Genomic DNA, 19,468 nt, shown 5'->3' with positions numbered 1-19,468 from the left:
TTCCGTCGTGGCCTCCCCGTGCCACCGGCATCTTCTATTTCTCTGCCGGAATAAAAGTTATTGCCTGCCCGCCCCGTTCAGCCATCTCGATGCGTATGGTATCTCGTGCCGTCACCGCCCGCTTCCCGATCAGGTATGCCTCCGGATTGCGCCCCGCATCCGGAGCATCGGCATATATGGTCGCGGTATACGTCACTCCGGGTTCGAGGAAGTCGAGCTTCTGCACGAGCGTCCTTGCCTTCTCGTCCGTTCCTGCCCCGAGAAAGTGTCTGTCTTTGGCCCGTCTTGCAACGACGATATAGTCGCCGATCTCTCCCTGCAATGCCTTCGACCAGTCGCAGTCTGCGTCGAAGTCGCGGAAGAACCGGAATGCGGGATGCCCTTCGTAGTTCTCGATCAGGTCTGCGGCCATCTGCAGGGGCGAGTATATGATCACCCAGTTTGCTATCTGCCGTGCCAGCGTGGTCTTTATGCAGCATTCCGCGTTGGGCCCGTTCCACTCGATCCGTCCCTTGTCGGCCTTCGCTGTGGAATAGTCGATGTCGAAGATTCCCGGAGTGTAGTCCATCGGTCCGCTCAGCATCCTCACGAAGGGCAGCGTCGTGAGATACTCTGCCGAATTCCCTTCCGACCATGCGTTCCATTCCATGCCCCGCGCCCCTTCGCGTGTCATCATGTTGGGCCACGTGCGTCGTATCCCCGTCTCCTTTATCGGCTTGTGTACGTCGAGCATGATCCGGTATTTCGCCGCCGTTTCCACGACCCGCTGATAGTGCTGCACTCCATACTGCGAATGATGGAGGTAACCGCCTTTGAATCCCCCTGCATATCCCGTTTTGAGCGTGTGAACCCCCAGTTCGGCATACCTCCTCATCGCTGCTTCCAGGACGGCTTCGTACTCAGGAATATTTCCTCCCGTTTCATTGTGCATCCACAGTTGCACGCCCTTTTCACGGGCATAGGCGGCTATTCGCTCCAGATCGAAATCCGCATAGGGTTCGAGGTAGTCGAACTGCTGGTTTCCGCCCCAGTTCTCCCATCCTTTGTTCCAGCCCTCGAACAACACTCCTTGTATGCCGTTTTCCGCAGCAAAGTCGATGTGCCGGATGGCATTCCGTGTCGTTGCTCCGTGTCGCGGCCCCATCGTCCATACCTGCGTTCCGAGGTGCATTCCCCACCATACGCCGACGTACTTCTGCGGCACGATCCATGAGGTATCCTCGATCTTCGAAGGTTCGTTCAGGTTGAGCACCAGCGACGAGTTAATCAGGCCTACGGCCCTGTCTGCTATCTGTATCGTGCGCCAGGGCGTCGTGAAGCGTCCCGGAATGTACGCCTTCACGCCGTCGGGCAGGGGCGCGAGGTCGGCTTTCAGCACCCCCGCACTGTCGCGCCTCAATACCATTTCGGGCCAGTCGTACAGGGCCGCCTCGTGCACGGCTCCGAATATTCCGTCCCCAGTGCGGAACGTGAAGGGCGTGTTTGCATCCGTTATCCGTGCTACGGGCTGCTCGCGGTACTGGAGTTCATAGGTCTCGAAATTGCCGGGTATGGACCACGACATCGTATGACCCTCATTTGCGAACCGGAATTCCGTCAGTTCGTCCGTCACGGCCAGCGAATCGGGCTGCGCCAGTTCGTAGCGAAATGCTATTCCGTCGTCGAATGCGCGGAAGCGGAGCGTGAAGGCCATGCTTTTATCCGACTTCCGCACTGCGACGGACATTTCGTTGTAACGGTTGCGGTGCCGTTTGTTCTCGCCCCAAGGGGCTGTCCACAGCTTGTCGTGGGAGGAGTGCCATACGCCTGTTATCGTCGCTCCCTGCAGCGAGGTTCCGCATGCCGCGAGTCCCATCGCCGAGGGCAGTATCAGGGGCTTGTCGTCGACCGTGACGGCATAGGTCACGCCCGCCTCTGCATCGGCTTCGACAGATACGGCGATGCGCCCGTCAGGGGAGGTTACGAAGGGCTGCTGCGGAGAGCATGCTGCAAACAATGCACAGGCGAAGGCCATGAAGGCAGCATGTGGATTCGGAATCTTCATGGGAAGGCTATTTTTCGGATTCCATCTCGAAGCGCACCTTCGCACCTTCCAGAAGTGTGGAATAGCTAAGGAACGGCCTTTCCGATACTTTTCCGTCGATAGCCATTTTACCGACATAACGGTTCTCGGAGCTGTTCTCCGGAGCGTCGATCTCGATCGTATTGCCGTTTTCAAGATGAATGACGGCCTTGCGGAACAGGGGCGATCCGACGGCATATTCGTCCGAGGCGGGACATACGGGATAGAATCCCAAAGCCGAGAATACATACCATGCCGAAGTCTGCCCGTTGTCCTCGTCGCCGCAGTAACCGTCGGGCTTGGGCGAATAGAGCCGGTCCATCACCTCGCGGGCCCACCACTGTGCCTTGGCGGGTTGCCCGCAGTAGTCGTACAGATAAATCATGTGTTGCGCAGGCTGGTTTCCGTGGGCGTAGTTGCCCATGTCGGCCACCTGCATTTCAGTAATTTCGTGGATGCGGAACCCGTAGTAGCTGTCGTCGTAGACGGGCGGCACGACGAAGACCGAGTCGAGCATCCGCGTGAATCCTTTGCGTCCTCCCATCAGGTCGATCAGTCCCTCGACATCGTGGAACACCGACCATGTGTAGTGCCACGCGTTTCCCTCGGTGAAGGCGTCGCCCCACTTGTAGGGGCTGAAGGGCGTCTGGAACGTCCCGTCGGCATTGCGGCCCCGCATCAGGCGCGTTTCGGGATCGAACAGGTTTTTATAGTTCTGCGAAGCCTTTTCCAGCATCGCAGCGTCGTTCGTTTTTCCCAGTTTTTTCGCCACCTGCGCGATGCACCAGTCGTCGTAGGCGTATTCGAGCGTGCGTGCGACATTCTCGTTGATGCCCACATCGTAGGGGATGTATCCCAGTGTGTTGTAGTACTCGTGTCCGAGGCGCCCCGTGGAGCTCACCGTGGGGTGTACCTTCCGGCGTCCTGCGAGCATCGCCTCGTAGAGCGTCGCAATGTCTTCCTCGGGGGTGACACCTTTCAGGATGGCATCCGAAACGACCGACGCCGAGTTGTTTCCGACCATGCACCCACGGTGTCCGGGCGAAGCCCATTCGGGCAGAAATCCGCTCTCGCGGTAAGCGTTTGCCAGCCCGGCCTGAATTTCGGCATTGACCGACGGATAGACCAGATTGAGCAGCGGAAACAGACTGCGGAAGGTGTCCCAGAATCCCGTGTCGGTATACATGTATCCCGGCAGTACCTCACCGTTGTAGGGGCTGTAATGCAGGATATTGCCGTTCTTGTCGATCTCGTAGAACTTACGCGGGAACAAGGTCGAACGGTAGAGGCACGAATAGAACGTGCGGTACTGATCTACGGTTCCTCCCGCAACCTCGATGCGTCCGAGCACCTCGTCCCAGCGTGCTTGCGCCTTGGCCTTCACGGTTTCGAAATCATCTTTTCCCAGCTCCCCGAGGTTTTGTACGGCCTGCTCTTCGGAGATGAACGACGAGGCTACGCGTGCCATTACCTGCTCGCCGCGGTGGGTTACGAAACCTACCCGCACGAGGGCGTGTTCGCCGACTAACTGTTCGCCTTCGACCGGTTTCGCCCCGTCATAGATCTGGAAATCCCGGATCTTCCGGTCGAAGCGCACGATAAACCAGTTCTTGAAGTTGTCGGGCACACCTCCGCTGTTGCGCGTGGTGTATCCCACGACAGTCCGTTTGTCGTGCATGACCCTGATGTACGATCCGCGGTCGAAAGCGTCGATCACCACGCCCGACTCGTCCGATTCGGGGAACGTGAAACGCATGATCGCAGCCCGCTCGGTCGGGGCGATCTCGGCCTTGATGTCGTGGTCGGCGAGGTATACCGAATAATAGTAGGGGCGTGCCTCCTCCGACTGGTGCGAAAACCAGCTCTGACGGCTCTCTTCATCGACCTTGTCGCGTCCGCGTACAGGCATGATGGAGAACTGCCCGTAGTCGTTGATCCACGGCGAGGGCTGGTGGGTCTGCTTCAGGCCCCGGATGGTGTGGGCGCCGTAGGTGTAGGCCCATCCGTCGCCCATCTTGCCCGTCTGGGGCGTCCAGAAGTTCATGCCCCACGGCAGGGCGACGGCCGGGTAGGTGTTGCCCGTCGAGAGCGTGAAGTCGGAGTGCGTGCCTACGAGCGTCGAGACGTATTCCGAAGGCCGCGCCGAAGGTTCGTCGCAGGAGGTTGCCGCGGTGCGCCCCGTGCGGCTTCCGCAGCTGCCGCACAGAACGGCGGCAAGTAACAGCAAAGAAACAGGTTTTATCATTGTTATTTGGTTTTTTCCGGTCAGTCAATGGAATTAAGTAAGTCGACCTTGTTTTCGTTTACGAGTTTTAATATGAGTTCCCCGAAGAGCGTGTTCTGCCAGGCGAACCACGGGCGGGTGAAATTCGCAGCATCGTGGCGCGAGAAGGATTCATGCATGAAGCCCGTCCCGGCATCGGTGGTCATCAGGGCGACGATGCAATCGCGGATCTCGGCGTCGTCCTCCGACGTGAAGGCCCGCATCATGATGCTCATGGGCCAGATCATCTCCACCCCGATATGGGGGCCGCCGATGCCCTCGCCGGCGGAGCCTCTCCAAAAGTAGGGGTTCTCTTCGCTCCAGACGAACCGCCGGGTGTTCTCATAGATGGGATCCGTGCGCTCCACGTCGCCCAGGTAGGGCATTGCCAGCAGCGACGGCACATTGGCGTCGTCCATCAGAAAGCAGCCTCCGAATCCGTCCACCTCGAAGGCGTAGATCTTCCCGAACTCCGGATGCTCGACCACCGCGTATTTCTGCAATGCCTCTTCCACCTCTCCGGCCAGCGCCGTGCACTCCGCGGCCAGCTCCCGCTCGCCGTTCACCGCCGTCAGGATCTCGGCGGCCTTGCGCAGCGACGTGACGGCCATGAAATTCGACGGGATGAGGAACCCGAAGGTCGTGGCGTCGTCCGAAGGACGGAACGCCGAGACGATCAGCCCCACGGGTTTCACGGGGTTGCCGCGCCCCACGTGGCAGCGGGTGTCCAGCTGGCGGTCGGTCGTGCGCAGGAAGATGTAATCGCCCGGCCCCTCCTTCATCTGCTGTTCTTTCAAAGTCTTTACAATATTGCGCATCGCAGAGATCCACTCCCCGTCGAAGACCGACGTGTCGCCCGTGGTTTTCCAGTAATGGTGCGCAAGGCGCAGAGGATAGCAATGGGAATCGATCTCCCATTTGCGCTCGAAAACCCAGGGACTTTGATCGTTGCCCGGATAGCCGACATCCTCGCCGTCACCCGTAGGGCCGACGTTGAAGGCATTAGCGTAAGGATCGATATTGATGAGTTTGAATTGCCGCCGGATCACCCCCGCGATCATCTTCTGCAACGCCGGGTCCTCCTTACACAACTGCACGTAGGGCCACACCTGCGCCCCCGAGTCGCGGAGCCACATGGCCGGAATGTCGCCCGTGTAGACGTAGGTATCGGGATTGCCCGCCTCGTCCTCGCCGTAGTGCACCGTGGTGTCGAGCGTGTTGGGGAAGCAGTTGGCGAACATCCACCGCAGGCGTTCGTTGGTCAGAAGACCGCACACGCGGGCGATCTCCCCCTCTACCGCTTCCGACTTAAAAAGCCGCTGCTCCTCCGCGGGCCGCTGGTCGGCGTACGCCTCCGGTTCGTCCGGACAGTACCACACCTTCTCTTCGGCCCCCATCTCGAAGCGCAGCTCCCCGCCCTTCATCACGTCGGCATGACCGATCCAAGGCTTTGTGTAGGGTTGGCCATTGAGCCACACCCGCTGGATATATTTGTTCGCAGCGGAGTTGTTCTCGGCGACAATCGTGAAGGTCCCGCCCGGGACGGTGATTTCGACCCTGTCGAACAGGGGCGATCCGAACCAGTATCTTCCGCCCGCAGGCTCGGCCTCGTACATGCCCAGCGACGAGAGGACGTACCAGGCCGACATCTGACCCACGTCCTCGTTGCCCGAAAGGCCGTCCGGAGCGGCGTGGTAGAGCGTCGTGAGCACCTCGCGAACCTTGTCGGCCGTTTCCCACGGCTGACCCAGCATCGTATAAAGGTACAAAATATGGTGGCTCGGTTCGTTGCCGTGGGCGTACTGGCCAATCAGGCCCGAAATGTCGGGCGATGTCTCGCCGCCCTCGACCACGGAGCTTACCGTGAACAGCGAGTCCAGTTTTTCGAGCATCCGCGCCCGGCTGCCGAAGCATCCGACAAGACCTGCGACATCATGCGGAGCCAGCCACGTATACTGCCAGGCGTTGCCCTCGCAGTAATCGTCGGCGCGGTGCGTCGAGGCGAACGCATTGAAGGGCGTCCTCCAGCCTTTTTTCGAATCCCGGCCCCGCATAAATCCCGTCTGCGGGTCGAAATAGTTGCGGTAGCTATGGCTGCGTTCCTCGAAATACTTCGCATCCTCCGCCTTGCCCAGCGCTTCGGCGGCACGCGCCGCCGCGCCGTCAGCCAAAGCGTACTCCATGTCATAGGCTACGGCCTCGTTGAACATCTCGCACGGGATGTAGCCGTACTCCATGCGCAGGCCGTTGCCCCGGTCGGGGTTCATGGCCGTCTTACGGATCGTCTCGAAGGCCTTTTCGCGGTCGAAGCCCCCGATGCCCTTCACGATGGCGTCCGCCACCGCTACGATGCCCGGGTTGCCCACCATGCAGTCGGTCTCATTACCCCACAGGTGCCATACCGGGAGCCGTCCCTGCTCGTCGGCGATGTGCAGCATCGTCTGGATGATGTCGGGCATCCGCTCCGGGTGCAGGACGGTCATCAGCGGCATCGCGGCCCGGTAAGTGTCCCACAGCGAAAAGGTCGTATAGGTATCGCGCCCCGGATTCTCATGCACCTTGCCGTCGGCTCCGCGGTAATCGCCGTTCACATCGCAGAAGAGCGACGGAGCCACCATCGTATGATACAGCGCCGTATAGAAGATGCGCTTCGACGTTTCATCCTCCGTCTCGATCTTCACCTTCGACAGTTCATCGTTCCACGCCTTGTCGGCAGCGGCCGCCGTAGCGTCGAAATCCCATCCGGGGAGTTCCGCCGCAAGGTTTGCCTTCGCGCCTTCGATACTTACGGGCGAAAGGGCCACTTTCACGAGCACCTGTTCGCCCTCCGCCGTGTCGAAGTCCACACGTGCATAACGGGCCGCGATCCGGGGCATTTTGGAATCGTCTATCTCGCCCGGCTGCAGGTAGGAAATCCCCTTCGCGGGTTTTGAAAACTCGGCCACGAAGTAGACCTCCTGATTTTTGGCCCACCCCGTCGAGCAGCGCCATCCGGCGATGCGCGTGCTGTCGTCCGAGAAGCGGAAGCCCGTATCGGTGGCCTTGTCCCAGCAGCCGCCGTTCTCCAGATCGAAGACCACGGCTGCGGCGTCCGACGCCGGGAACGTGTAGCGGTGCAGACCCACGCGCTCCGTGGCCGTCAGCTCGGCCGTAATGCCGTAGCGCACAAGCGGAACCGAGTAATAACCGGGTTTCGTGATCTCCCGCGTACGGTCGGCGTAAGACCACAGGCCCGAGGCCGGGTCATTCTCCTCGCCGCGGGCATAGGTCACTTCACCCACGACGGGCATGACGGTAATGTCGAACAGGTCGCCGATGCCCGTGCCCGAAAGGTGCGTGTGCGAAAAGCCGATAACGGTCGAATCGCTCGCGTGGTAGCCCGAGCACCAGTCCCACGTCTGCGGAATGCTCGTCGGACCCACCTGCACCAGGCCGAAGGGGACGTTGGCTCCCACGAAGACGTGCCCGTGGCCGCCTGTGCCGATCTTCGGATCGACATGGCGCGTGTAATTCTCCTCCGCGGCAGGCTGCGTGCACGTGCCCAGCAGGGCCGCGGCGAATAAGAATCCCGTAAGTTTCATCTATCTCTTGTTTTTAAGTTCGAAAGTAAGTTTTCCGCCCTTGAGCAATTCATCGTGCAAGATACGATAATTTTTCAACGGTTTATCGCCAAGCGTCATCCGGTCGATATACCCTTCGCCGCTTTTTTCGATCACCAGCGTTCCCCGCTCCGTGTCGATCTCCACACGGTCGAACGTCGGGGACGTCAGCGTGTAGTACGGCTCGCCCGGGCAGTCGGGATAGAGGCCCAGCATCGTGAAGACAGCCCACGCCGACATCGTCCCCGTGTCGTCGTTGCCCGGGATGCCGTCGGGGGCGGTGGTAAAGTATCGCTCCAACAGCCGCCGGGTTTCCCGCTGCGTGCGCCACTCCTCGCCCCGGAAGCGGCTGAACAGATACGCATAGGCGATGTCGGGTTCGTTCGCAGGGTCGTACAATCCCTCGTCGAAGACCATTTGCAGTTTGTCGATGAATTTGCGTCGTCCGCCCATCAGCTTCGCAAGCCCCTCCACGTCGTGCGGAACGTAGAACGTATAGTTCCAAGCACTCCCCTCGTGGAAGCCCGGAGCCGCCGTGAAGTTCTCGCCCGCCTTCGGGTCGAAGGGGCTTAAAAAAGTTCCGTCGGGATGGAGCGGACGCAAAGTACCGCTTTCCGGGCTGTAATAGCGTTTGTAGCCCAGCGAGCGGGCGCGGAACAGACGCGCGTCGTCCCCGTGTCCGAGCGAGTCGGCCAGCAGCGACAGCGCAGCGTCGGCCATGTAGTACTCCAGCGCGTGCGAGACGGAGGTGTCGCCCGCAAGGTCCTTGGCATAGAATCCCAGCGGGATATAGCCTTTCTCGATATAGGGGTCGATGTCGGGCCGCATGCGGTTCTGCGCACCGGGCGTCGTGGCAGACTTGCGCATCGCCTCGTAGGCCTTGGCGACATCGAAATCCCGAAGGCCCTTCATCCAGCTGTCGACGATCACCGGGATCGCAGGGTCCCCCTCCATCGTGAAGGTCTCGCGGCCGTAAAGCTCCCATTTCGGAAGCCAACCCCACTCCTCGTACATCCCCGTCATCGAGCGCAGCATCTCCCGCTGACGATCCGGGTAGACAAGCGTCAGCAGCTGGTGCAGGTTGCGGCAGGTGTCCCACAGCGAGAAGACCGTATAACGTTCGCCATCCGTCACGCCCGTCTCGCCCGAACGCTCCATCAGCGGGTATTCGCCGTTCACGTCGCTCACGAGGTTCGGGTGCAGCAGCGCATGGTACAACGCCGTGTAGAACACCCTCTGCTGCTGCTCGGCGCCGCCCTCGACCCGGATTCTGCCCAGAGCCTCGTTCCAGCCCTTGCGGGCCTGTTCCCGGATGGCGTCGAACGGTGCGTCCGCGGCCTGCTCGGCATCGAGGTTTTTGCGCGCGTTCTCCGTAGAGACATACGAAATGCCCATGCGCACCTCCACCTGCTCGCCCGCCGCAAGGCCGTCGAAGGAGAACCAGTAGCCCACGTCGTCGCCCGAAAGCTCGCGCCCGTACTCCGTATAGAGTTTATATCTCCCGTTGTCCGGCGTCCACTCCGCCTCCACGCCCGTCATCTTCCGCTGCTTCTTCCAATAGCCGCCGGCACTCGGAGTCTTCGAAACGCGTAGCACGAAGTACACCGGGAAAACCTTCTGCGCATTGTAGCAGAACGTCCCCAGCAGCTTCGTACCCTCGATCTCCGTGGCGCTCACCCGGCGCACCATTGCGCCCGACTCGTTGGTAAGCCCCTCGCCCAGATTTAACAGAATATGCCCTGTGCCTTCCGGAAAGGTGTACCTCTCGGCCGAGGTACGCGCCGTGGCCGTGGCTTCGGCAAGGACGCCGTACTTGTCCAGAAAGACCGAGTAATAGCCCGGAGAGGCCTTTTCGTCCCGGTACGACGTGCCGTACTCCCGGTAATCCACCATCAGAGGGCCCGTCGTGGCCATCGTCAGCAGCGCGCCCAGCTCGGGGCACCCCACGCCGCTCAAGGCGCCGTGCGCGAAGCCCGTGAAGAATTTGTTGTGGTATTCGTAGGGCGTGGACCACCAGCGGGCGTCCTTGTCGTAGACGTTCTCCTCCGACCCCATGACGTTGAACGGAACCACCGACATCATCCCGTGCGGCGTGACGGCCCCGGGGTTCGCGGTCCCGAAGTTCGTAGTCCCGATGAACGGATCCACACACTCCGCAGGCTCTTGTGCCCGTGCTCCCAGACACAGCGTCAGAACCGCAAGCAGCGCAAGGCTTCTCATAGGATGTTGTTTTTCTTCGTGAAGTCGATAATTTCAGGGATATAGCCGAACGCAAGGCCCGTGACGGTGTCGGCGCATCCGTAATAGACGGCGATCCGGCCCGTTTCGGGGTCATGGAGCGACGCGCAGGGGAATGTGACGTTCGGAACGTCGCCCATGCATTCGTACGTTTCGCGCGGCGAAATCAGATAGGGACCGCTGCGGGCCGTGACCTTCCACGGCTCCTCCAAATCCAGCAATGCCGAGCCGAAGGCGTAGACATAGCCGTTGCACGAGCGAAGCACCCCGTGGTAGAACAGAAGCCACCCTTCCGAGGTCTCGATGGGAACGGGGCCCGCACCGATCTTCATGCACTGCCATGCCGATACCTCGAACGCTGCGGGAGACATCACATGCCGGTGGCGGCCCCAGAACTCCATGTCCGGAGACTCCGAATAGAAGATGTCCCCGAAGGGCGTGTGACCCGTGTCGCTCGGACGCGACAGCATCGCGAACCGGCCCCCGATCTTGCGCGGGAACAGAACCCCGTTGCGGTTATAGGGAAGAAATGCGTTTTCAAGCTGGTGGAACGTCTCGAAATCATCCGTCCACGCAATGCCGATCGTCGGCCCGTGGTAGCCGTTGCACCACGTAACGTAGTATTTGTCGCCGATCTTCGCAACGCGAGGATCGTAGCCGTAGACCCACTGCCCGATCTCCGAGTCCGCACCCTCCAGCCGGAAGTCGGACTCCTCGATCTCCCACCGAAGGCCGTCGACCGAGAAGCCCACGTGGATGCGCATCCGGCGGTTCGTGTCGTCGCACCGGAAAACGCCCGCATAGTTATACTTGCCTTTCTTGAAGGGAATGACCGCCGAGTTGAAAATGCTGTTCGACGTCGAAAGCGCGTCGCGCGGGATGATCGGATTGGCCGAATAGCGCCACATCACTTCTTTGGAGCCTGCGGGACGATCCTCCCACGGCATATCGGGCTGATTCGAGCCCGCAATTTTCAGTGTATCCATATAAATTATTTGTCGTTTGGTTTGTCGTCATAGGTAAAGGGTACGAACCACGTCACCAGAAATGCCGGAACCGTGGCCAACATAACTGCGAGGAAGAACATGCCGTAACCCAAGGCATCGCTCAGGTAACCCGAAACGGCGCCCGTGAGCATCACCGAAAGGTTCATGATACCCGAAGCGAAGGCGTAGTGCGCCATCTGGTGACGCCCCGGGGCAACCTGCTGCATCATAAACAGCGTAAGGCCCACGAATCCGAACCCGTAGCCGAAGTATTCCAGCACGATGCCCCCGCCCACGATCCACATCGACTGAGGCTGCAGCCATGCCAGCAGCGCATAGACCGCGAACGGGATATTAAAGATACAGCATAATATGAAAAGAGTGCGTCGCAGGCCCCGGTGTGCGATATAGTAGCCCGCCAGCAGCGAACCCAAAAGAAAAGCCCCGGCACCGAATGTCCCGTAGTAAAGGCCGATCTGCTGGTTCGTGAGGCCCAGACCGCCCGAAGCCGTATCGGCTTTGAGGAACAACGGCACGATCTTCATCACGAAGCCCTCGCCCAACCGGTACAGGATGATGAAGGCGATATAATACCAGATGTGTCTCTTCGTGAAAAAAGCGCCGATGACCTCGCGCAGACCCGACAGGCCATCCCGCAGCGAGCGGCCTTCTGAAGCCGAGCCGCCTGAAGGAAGCGCGCGGAGATGGTAAAGGCCCAAAGCGACGAGCGTGACGCACAGGAGCAGCAAAACGACCGTCCACGAACCCACAGAGGCGTCGTAAGAAGACGCGCCGTCGGCCGAGAAACCCTCGTAAAGCCACCCCGCAAGCCACACCAGACCGCCCGTGGCGACAAGTTTCGCAAGGTTGTAGAAAGCCCCCTGCCAGCCGATATACTTCGCCTGATCCTGCGTCGTGAGTTCCGACATGTAGACGCCGTCGGCCGCGATGTCGTGCGTGGCGCCGCTGAACGCAACGACGGCAAAGACGGCGATCGTAACGGCGAAGAACGACGGTCGGTGAAGCGACAGAGCAGCAAGGCCGAACAATATGCCGCTCAGGAGCTGCGTCGTGACGACGAAGAATTTTTTGGTGCGGAAAATTTCCAGGAAGGGGCTCCACAGGAATTTGATCGTCCACGGCCACATGATCAAAGACGTCCAGAACGCGATCTGTGCGTCCGAGATGCCGAGATCCTTGAACAGAACGGCAGAAACCATGTTCAGAACCACGAACGGCAAGCCCATTGCAAAATAAAGCGTAGGAACCCAACGCAAAGGAGGATAAAGTATCATTAGTTATTATTTTTGTTGTTAGCTTGTCTATTATAATAAGCCACAACTCAACCACTTTCCCCCTAAATTATATTCATTTTCCGTAAATAAATATTTTGAAAAAAAGATTGAGCCCCAATAAGCTCGTTAATAGTGCGAAATATCTAAGACTAAAATAAAGTACTTAATGTTTGATAGATTAAGGAACTTATTTTTCGAGAAGAGTAAAAAATACAACTAAAACCGACAAGTAGTCTTTAAGAGACTCACGTAACTTAGCTGTGGCTTTTTGCAACTCTTTATCGACCTTTTTTATGCTGATGTGCAGAATATCAGCAATCTCTTTATAACTTCTACCTTCTGTTTTAAGAGTAAACACCTGCTTGGTTATATCCGGCATTTGCTCTACTTGCTCTTTGTAAATTGTAAGAATTTCAGTTGTAAACAATTCATTGGGATCGCAGCTTTCAATCGTCCGCGTGTAATACTCCATCAAACCGGCTTCTTTTTGACGGATCTTTTCACAGACCGCTCTCCCGATTTGTTGGTCCCGGCGATAATGAAGGCAATTATTTCTAACAACACGGAAAAGATAGGCTTTCAGATTGGTGGGCTCTATACTCTCCCGACGCTCCCATATGGACATAAAACTGTCGTTTACAATATCCTGCGCGACATCTTCATCCCGAACATAACTGAAAGCGACAATGAATAATTGTCGCTTATTTTGCCGAAATAACTGATCGAACATTTGATGTGATAACGCCGTAGTGTCCATTGTCATATCAGATACACAAAGATAACTAAATTATTCGAGATAATCGCATATTAAGCAGCATTCATTTAATGCTCTAATATACAATGCATTGCAATTATAAATATTTTCCATAATATATTAAAAATATTTATTTGCGAAAAATGAATACAATTTAGGGGGAAAGTGGTTGAGTTGTGGCTTATATATAGAAGCAAATAAAAAAATGACACAGACTCAAATTACAGATGCCATGTTATTTCGGTTCTTCGCCGGTCAACTTACCGAAGAAGAAACCGCTCTACTTAAGGCATGGATGGACGATAATCCTGACGAACATCAAAAAGTGATGAAGAAAGCTCATGATATATATGTATTGGGAGTAATGTACACAACTTTCGAATCACCTGCTCAGGGTAAGGTCAGCCCAATTCGGCTATTAACTTTGTCAAAGATTATTCGATTTACAAGCAAGATAGCTGCGGTGTTGGCAATCGGCTTTGTTATAAATTACATGCTTTTCACTCATCGAGTCAGTGAATGGACAAATCAAATAACTACGATTGAAGCCCCTTCAGGAAAACAAATTCGAGTTACACTGAATGATGGTTCTGTCATTGATCTCAATTCCGGCAGTCGAATCGTATATCCTTCGATATTTGTAGGAAAAGAACGGCGAATACAACTATATGGCGAAGCAATGTTCGATGTAGAGCCAGATACAGACCGTCCATTCATTGTGGAAACTTTTGCTTGCGATGTAAAAGTATTGGGAACCCATTTCAATGTCATTGCTGACGAGGCAAAAAACCTGTTTTCCACAGCATTGTTCAGAGGTAAGGTTGCGGTATTAAGCCATTTAAGCGACGAATCGGTATTGATGGACGAAAATTCAGTCGTAAATCTCAAAAATGGACACTTACAGATAGTTCCGATCGAAGATCCGGATGAATATCGGTGGCCGGAAGGCATCATCACGCTCAACAAAATGCCTTTTGATCAGATCGTGGAAAAGTTGGAAAAATACTATGACGTGAAAATTGTTATCAAGCGACCAGAGTTGCCTGTCATCAAATATCAGAGTTGCAAGATTCGAGTTTCAGATGGAATAAACCACGCTATGCAACTGCTTCAAATGGCCTCGGACTTTACATATACCTACGACGAAATTGAAAATATTATTCGAATAGAATAAATGTAATCCTTTGTAAATGTTTATCTAATAATAAAAAAATTTGCCTATGAGATAGAAACCAAGACATCTTTACTTTTTGTTTCTGATATAAAAAACCTATGAGTGAAGGAAGCACTCATAGGCACGGTCCAATCAGAAATACTAACCGATCTCTAACCTTGAACCTTAATTTACAAATGTATGAATAAAAAGATTATTCAGCAAATCTGGCTGCCTACTCTTTTGGTTCTTTCTTGTCTATGCACCCCTTTTACAAGTGTATACGCACAAAATATTCGCGTAACCATTCAGTTGAAGGACGTGCGGATGAAGCTGGTTATGACCGAAATAGAGAAGCAGACACGCTATCTTTTTGCCATTGACGATGACGTAGATGTCACCCGCTCAGTCAGTGTCAATGTTGTAAACCAGCCCTTGCAGGAAGCCTTAATCCAAATGGTAAAAGGCTCCGATGTAAGCTATCAAATCAGCGGCTCGAACATCGTTCTGAAAAAAAAGCCGATCCAAAAACCGGTAACGGTATCAGGTACTGTGCTGGATCAGAACAAACAGCCTGTTGTCGGAGCTTCCGTCATCGTCAAAGGTACGGCTGTGGGAACCAGCACTGGCGCAGACGGTTCCTTCTCGCTTCAGGTACCCCCCCCCACCGCAACAGCCCAACTGGAAATTAATTTTTTGGGCTACGAGCCTGTGGTGGTGGCTGTTGGCAGCCGTACTGTATTTAACATTACGCTTAAAGAATCCGCTGCCGAAATCGAGCAGGTGGTTGTTACTGCTCTTGGTATTAAGCGTCAGGAAAAAGCCTTGAGCTACAATGTGCAGCAGGTGAAATCGAGCGCCATTACCGATGTGAAGGATGCCAATTTCATCAACGCCCTGTCCGGTAAGGTCGCCGGTATCACGATCAACACCTCGTCGTCGGGTGTCGGCGGCGCCTCCAAGGTTGTCATGCGCGGTAACAAGTCGATCACGCAGTCGTCCAACGCCCTTTATGTGATCGACGGTATTCCGATGTATAACGTGAGCAACGGCGGCGATACGGAATTCGGTTCTCGCGGCGCTACGGAAGCTATTGCCGACCTGAACCCCGAGGATATCGAATCGATGTCGGTCCTGACCGGAGCTTCCGCAGCGGCCCTCTATGGTTCGAGTGCCGCGAACGGAGCCATTATGATTACGACGAAGAAGGGTCAGGCTGGAACATTCAGTGCCTCGTATTCGAATCACACGGATTTTCTCAAACCTTTCGTGATGCCGAAATTCCAGAATCGCTACGGTACGGGCAGCTACGGGAAATCTTCGGGTTCGCCGATCTACAGCTGGGGCGAGAAGTTGACCGATGCGGCGCGTACTGGATACACGCCGGATGATTTTTTCGAGACGGGTTATGTCACGACCAACTCCGTAACACTTTCTGGGGGTACCGAGAAGAACCAGATGTTCTTTTCCGCGGCATCGGTTAATTCCGAAGGTATCATACCCAATAACCTCTATGATCGCTACAATTTCACGTTCCGAAATACGTCGCATTTTCTGAAAGACCGCCTGCGTGTGGACGTAGGTGCGAACTACATCGTGCAGAAAGATCAGAACATGACCAATCAGGGGGTCTATTCGAACCCGCTGGTTTCGGCTTATCTGTTCCCACGAGGCGACAGCTTCGAAGCTGCGAAAATTTTCGAACGCTGGGATCCTGCCCGCAAGATAGCCGTGCAATATTGGCCACAGGGCGAAGGCGGTGATCTGCGCATGCAGAACCCGTACTGGATTGCGTATCGCAATCCCCGCAATACGGACAAAAAACGCTATATGGCCAACGTGTCGATTGCTTTCGACATCCTGCCGTGGCTGAATGTTTCGGGACGAGCCAAGATCGACAATACCAATTCGATCTTCACGCAGAAACTCTACGCTTCATCGAATACCACGATCACGGAAGGTAGCACACAGGGGCATTATACGGAAATTCGCAATACCGATGAGCAGATCTATGCCGATGTAATGGTCAATATCAACAAGACCTTCGCTGACAACAAATTTTCATTGGTTGCCAATGTCGGTGCGTCCGTCAACGACACGAAGAGTAAAGAGCTGAGCTATCGCGGTCCGATTCGGGAGGTCGGTATCCCGAATATGTTTACCGTTTTCGATTTGGACAAGGAGAAATCCCGCGCCCAGAAATACGGCTGGCAGGAGCAGACACAATCGATATTCGCCTCGGTCGAGATGGGCTATAAATCGATGCTCTATCTGACCGTGACGGGTCGCAACGACTGGGCCTCACAACTGGCCGGATCACCGCAGCGTTCGTTCTTCTATCCCTCGGTGGGCCTCTCCTGGCTGCCGACAGCGACTTTCGACATGCCCGAAGCATTTACCTACCTCAAGTTGCGTGCATCGTTCTCATCGGTAGGTATTCCTTTCCCGCGATTCCTGACCACTCCAACCTATCCTTACGACGAGACGAACCAGCAATGGCTGCCTACGACATTCCGTCCGATCGAACAGCTTTACCCGGAGCGTACCAAAACCTGGGAGGTCGGTATCGACGCCCGGCTGTGGAACGACTTGCGACTGGCCGCCTCGTGGTATCGGGCCGATACGAATAATCAGACGTTCCAGCCTACGGTATCCGCCTCGTCGGGCTATTCGAGCATGTACGTCCAGACGGGGAACGTCCGCAACACGGGTGTCGAGGCGAGCCTGGGTTACGGCCATAGGTGGAACAGCTTTTCCTGGGATACGAACTTCACCTTCTCTTGGAATAAGAACGAAGTCACTGAACTGATGGACGGCCTGACTGATCCGCTGACCGGCGAACCGCTGAAAGACCGTCTGGAGATCAAGGGTCTCGGTAAGGCAAAGTACATTATCAAGAAGGGCGGCACACTGGGCGACCTGTATACGACATCCAATCTCAAGTACGATGAGAACGGGTACGTGCAGGTGGATCGCAACGGTAACCTGATAACGACAGACGTTGGCGAGGATATCTATCTCGGCTCTGTTTTCCCCGATTATAATTTGGCATGGCGCAACGATTTCGATTGGAAGGGTGTGCATCTGGGGCTCCTCTTCACGGCTCGCATCGGAGGTATCTGCTATTCGGCAACCCAGGCCAATATGGATCTGTTCGGCGTATCGGAGGTTTCGGCTGCGGCGCGTGATGCCGGAGGTATCTTGATCAACGGACGGGAGATGATTGATCCCCAGCGGTGGTATGCTGCAATCAGTTCGCAAAGCGGACTCCCTCAGTACTACACCTATTCTGCGACCAATGTGCGCCTACAGGAACTTTCACTGGGCTATACGCTTCCGGGCAAATGGTTCCGCGATGTCTGCAAAATCAACATTGCTTTTGTCGGCCGTAATCTGTGGATGATCTACAACAAAGCGCCGTTCGATCCCGAGGCGATTGCTACGACCGGTAATAATTACCAGGGAATCGACTATTTCATGATGCCCTCGCTCCGCAACTTCGGGTTCAGTGTAAAACTCACTTTCTAAACGATGAACAGTATGAAACAGATAGTAAAAACAGCACAATTCCTGCTGCTTTCGGCCGTGCTGTTCTGCGCCTGGGGATGTATGAGCGATTTCGACGCCATCAACCGCAATCCGTCGGAGGCGACCGACGAAGAACTCGGGCGCGAGAACTACAAGATCAGTACGAACCTTCGGGGATTGCAGAATTGGGTCGTTCCCGTGCAGGAACACAGATACCAGTTCAACGAATCGCTGACCGGCAACCCCTATGCCGGCTATATGGCGGAGACACCGGATGGGTGGAAAGAGAAATTCTCGACCTTCAACCCCTCTGCCGACTGGCTGAAATGGCCCTTCGTAATCGTCATGCAGGAAGTCTATCCCTATTTTCGCGGCGTTGTGAACAACACCGAGGACGAAGCGGCCATAGCCCTTGCCCGGTTATTCCGCATAGCGATCATGCACCGCATGACGGACACTTACGGACCGATTCCCTATTCGAAGGTGATCGAGGATTCGTCCGAGTCGCTCACGGTCGCTTACGATTCGCAGGAAACCGTTTATATGAAGATGTTCGAGGAGCTGGACGCCGTAATTGCGGCCCTGCATGCCAACGAGCAGATGTCGGCAGAGGCGTTCCGCAAGTCGGATAATGTTTATTACGGCGACATCAAAAAGTGGATCAAATATGCCAACTCGCTCAAACTGAGAATGGCTATGCGCCTGTCGTATGTGAAATCTGATATCGCCCAAAAGAAGGCCGAGGAGGCCGTTGCGGACGGCGTGATTCTCGACAACGCGGACAATGCCTATATGCACGCTCCCGAAAACCGTGTGGCGCTGATCTACAACGACTGGGGCGACCACCGCGTCGGCGCCGACATCATCAGCTATATGAACGGCTATAAGGACCCGCGCCGCGCCGTGATGTTCACCCAGGGTACCTGGAACAAGAAAACCGATTATTACGGCATGCGCATCGGCACCGACCCGACGAACAAGTCGGCGATGGTTTCGACCTATTCCAATCAGATCGTGGACAGCAAGACGCCCTATCTATGGATGAATGCCGCGGAGGTGACGTTCCTGCGCGCCGAAGGCGCCTTGCGCGGCTGGGCGATGCAGGGCGATGCCAAAGATCTCTACGAAAAGGCCGTCAAACTGTCGTTCGAGGAGCGGGGAGCGACCGGTGTCGACACCTATCTGGCCGATGCGCTCAGTACGCCTCTGAGATATATCGATCCGATGGATAATTACAGTACACAGAGCCCGGCCAGCACGATTACGATTCCGTGGGAAGCGGGCGATACGGATGCCGTCAAGGAGCGTAACCTGGAACGCATCATCACCCAGAAGTGGATCGCTATTTTCCCGCTGGGTATCGAGGCGTGGTCGGAGTATCGCCGCACGGGCTATCCCAAGCTGTTGCCTGCAGTCGAAAACAAGAGTGCCGGTACGGTGAATATAAAATACGGAGCCCGCCGTATCCCGTATCCTTCGGAGGAGTATACCGAAAATCCCGTCCATCTGCAGGAGGCTATTTCGATGCTCAACGGTCGGGACAATGCCGGGACGCGCGTATGGTGGGATGTGAAACCTTTAGAATAAGCC

At 55.9% G+C, this 19,468-nt stretch carries 10 protein-coding genes; 3 read left to right on the top strand and 7 right to left on the bottom strand.

From position 1 onward, the window contains the following. Positions 1-34: 34 nt before the first annotated feature. The 7 genes from NQ559_RS02545 to NQ559_RS02515 all read right to left on the bottom strand — a co-directional run bounded on the left by NQ559_RS02545 (position 35) and on the right by NQ559_RS02515 (position 13,206). Entirely contained in the window at positions 35-2,044 is a 2,010-nt protein-coding gene (locus NQ559_RS02545; protein WP_244061856.1) for a glycoside hydrolase family 97 protein, read from the bottom strand. A gap of 7 nt (positions 2,045-2,051) precedes the next feature. Next, the gene (locus NQ559_RS02540; protein WP_412094106.1) at positions 2,052-4,307 is read right to left on the bottom strand and encodes a GH92 family glycosyl hydrolase; all 2,256 of its coding nucleotides are present in this window, start codon (positions 4,305-4,307) and stop codon (positions 2,052-2,054) included. 20 nt (positions 4,308-4,327) lie between these two features. Next, positions 4,328-7,906, bottom strand: a complete 3,579-nt coding sequence (locus NQ559_RS02535; protein WP_018695052.1) for a GH92 family glycosyl hydrolase — start codon at positions 7,904-7,906, stop codon at positions 4,328-4,330. Continuing rightward, a complete protein-coding gene (locus NQ559_RS02530) occupies positions 7,907-10,144 on the bottom strand; it encodes a GH92 family glycosyl hydrolase (RefSeq protein WP_018695053.1) in 2,238 nt (745 codons plus the stop codon). Continuing rightward, positions 10,141-11,148, bottom strand: coding sequence for a glycoside hydrolase family 130 protein (locus NQ559_RS02525; protein ID WP_026318218.1), 1,008 nt, complete (start codon positions 11,146-11,148; stop codon positions 10,141-10,143). Before NQ559_RS02525 ends, NQ559_RS02530 begins: the two co-directional genes overlap by 4 nt. A 5-nt stretch (positions 11,149-11,153) precedes the next feature. Beyond that, a complete protein-coding gene (locus NQ559_RS02520; protein WP_018695055.1) occupies positions 11,154-12,443 on the bottom strand; it encodes an MFS transporter in 1,290 nt (429 codons plus the stop codon). Between the two features lie 187 nt (positions 12,444-12,630). After that, a complete protein-coding gene (locus NQ559_RS02515; protein ID WP_033395153.1) occupies positions 12,631-13,206 on the bottom strand; it encodes an RNA polymerase sigma-70 factor in 576 nt (191 codons plus the stop codon). A 196-nt stretch (positions 13,207-13,402) separates the two neighbouring features. On the opposite strand from NQ559_RS02515, the gene NQ559_RS02510 reads away from it, so the two are divergent. The 3 genes from NQ559_RS02510 to NQ559_RS02500 all read left to right on the top strand — a co-directional run bounded on the left by NQ559_RS02510 (position 13,403) and on the right by NQ559_RS02500 (position 19,465). Further along, a complete protein-coding gene (locus NQ559_RS02510) occupies positions 13,403-14,371 on the top strand; it encodes a FecR family protein (RefSeq protein WP_018695057.1) in 969 nt (322 codons plus the stop codon). Positions 14,372-14,551: 180 nt separating this feature from the next. Then, complete coding sequence (locus NQ559_RS02505) at positions 14,552-17,878, top strand: TonB-dependent receptor (RefSeq protein WP_026318219.1); 3,327 nt, start codon at positions 14,552-14,554, stop codon at positions 17,876-17,878. Between the two features lie 12 nt (positions 17,879-17,890). After that, entirely contained in the window at positions 17,891-19,465 is a 1,575-nt protein-coding gene (locus NQ559_RS02500) for a RagB/SusD family nutrient uptake outer membrane protein (protein ID WP_195622772.1), read from the top strand. The last annotated feature ends 3 nt before the right edge of the window (positions 19,466-19,468 follow it).

Source organism: Alistipes onderdonkii (genome assembly GCF_025145285.1).
In the GTDB taxonomy this organism is placed as follows: Bacteria; Bacteroidota; Bacteroidia; order Bacteroidales; family Rikenellaceae; genus Alistipes; species Alistipes onderdonkii.
This window is presented reverse-complemented; position numbering and strand designations above follow the sequence as displayed.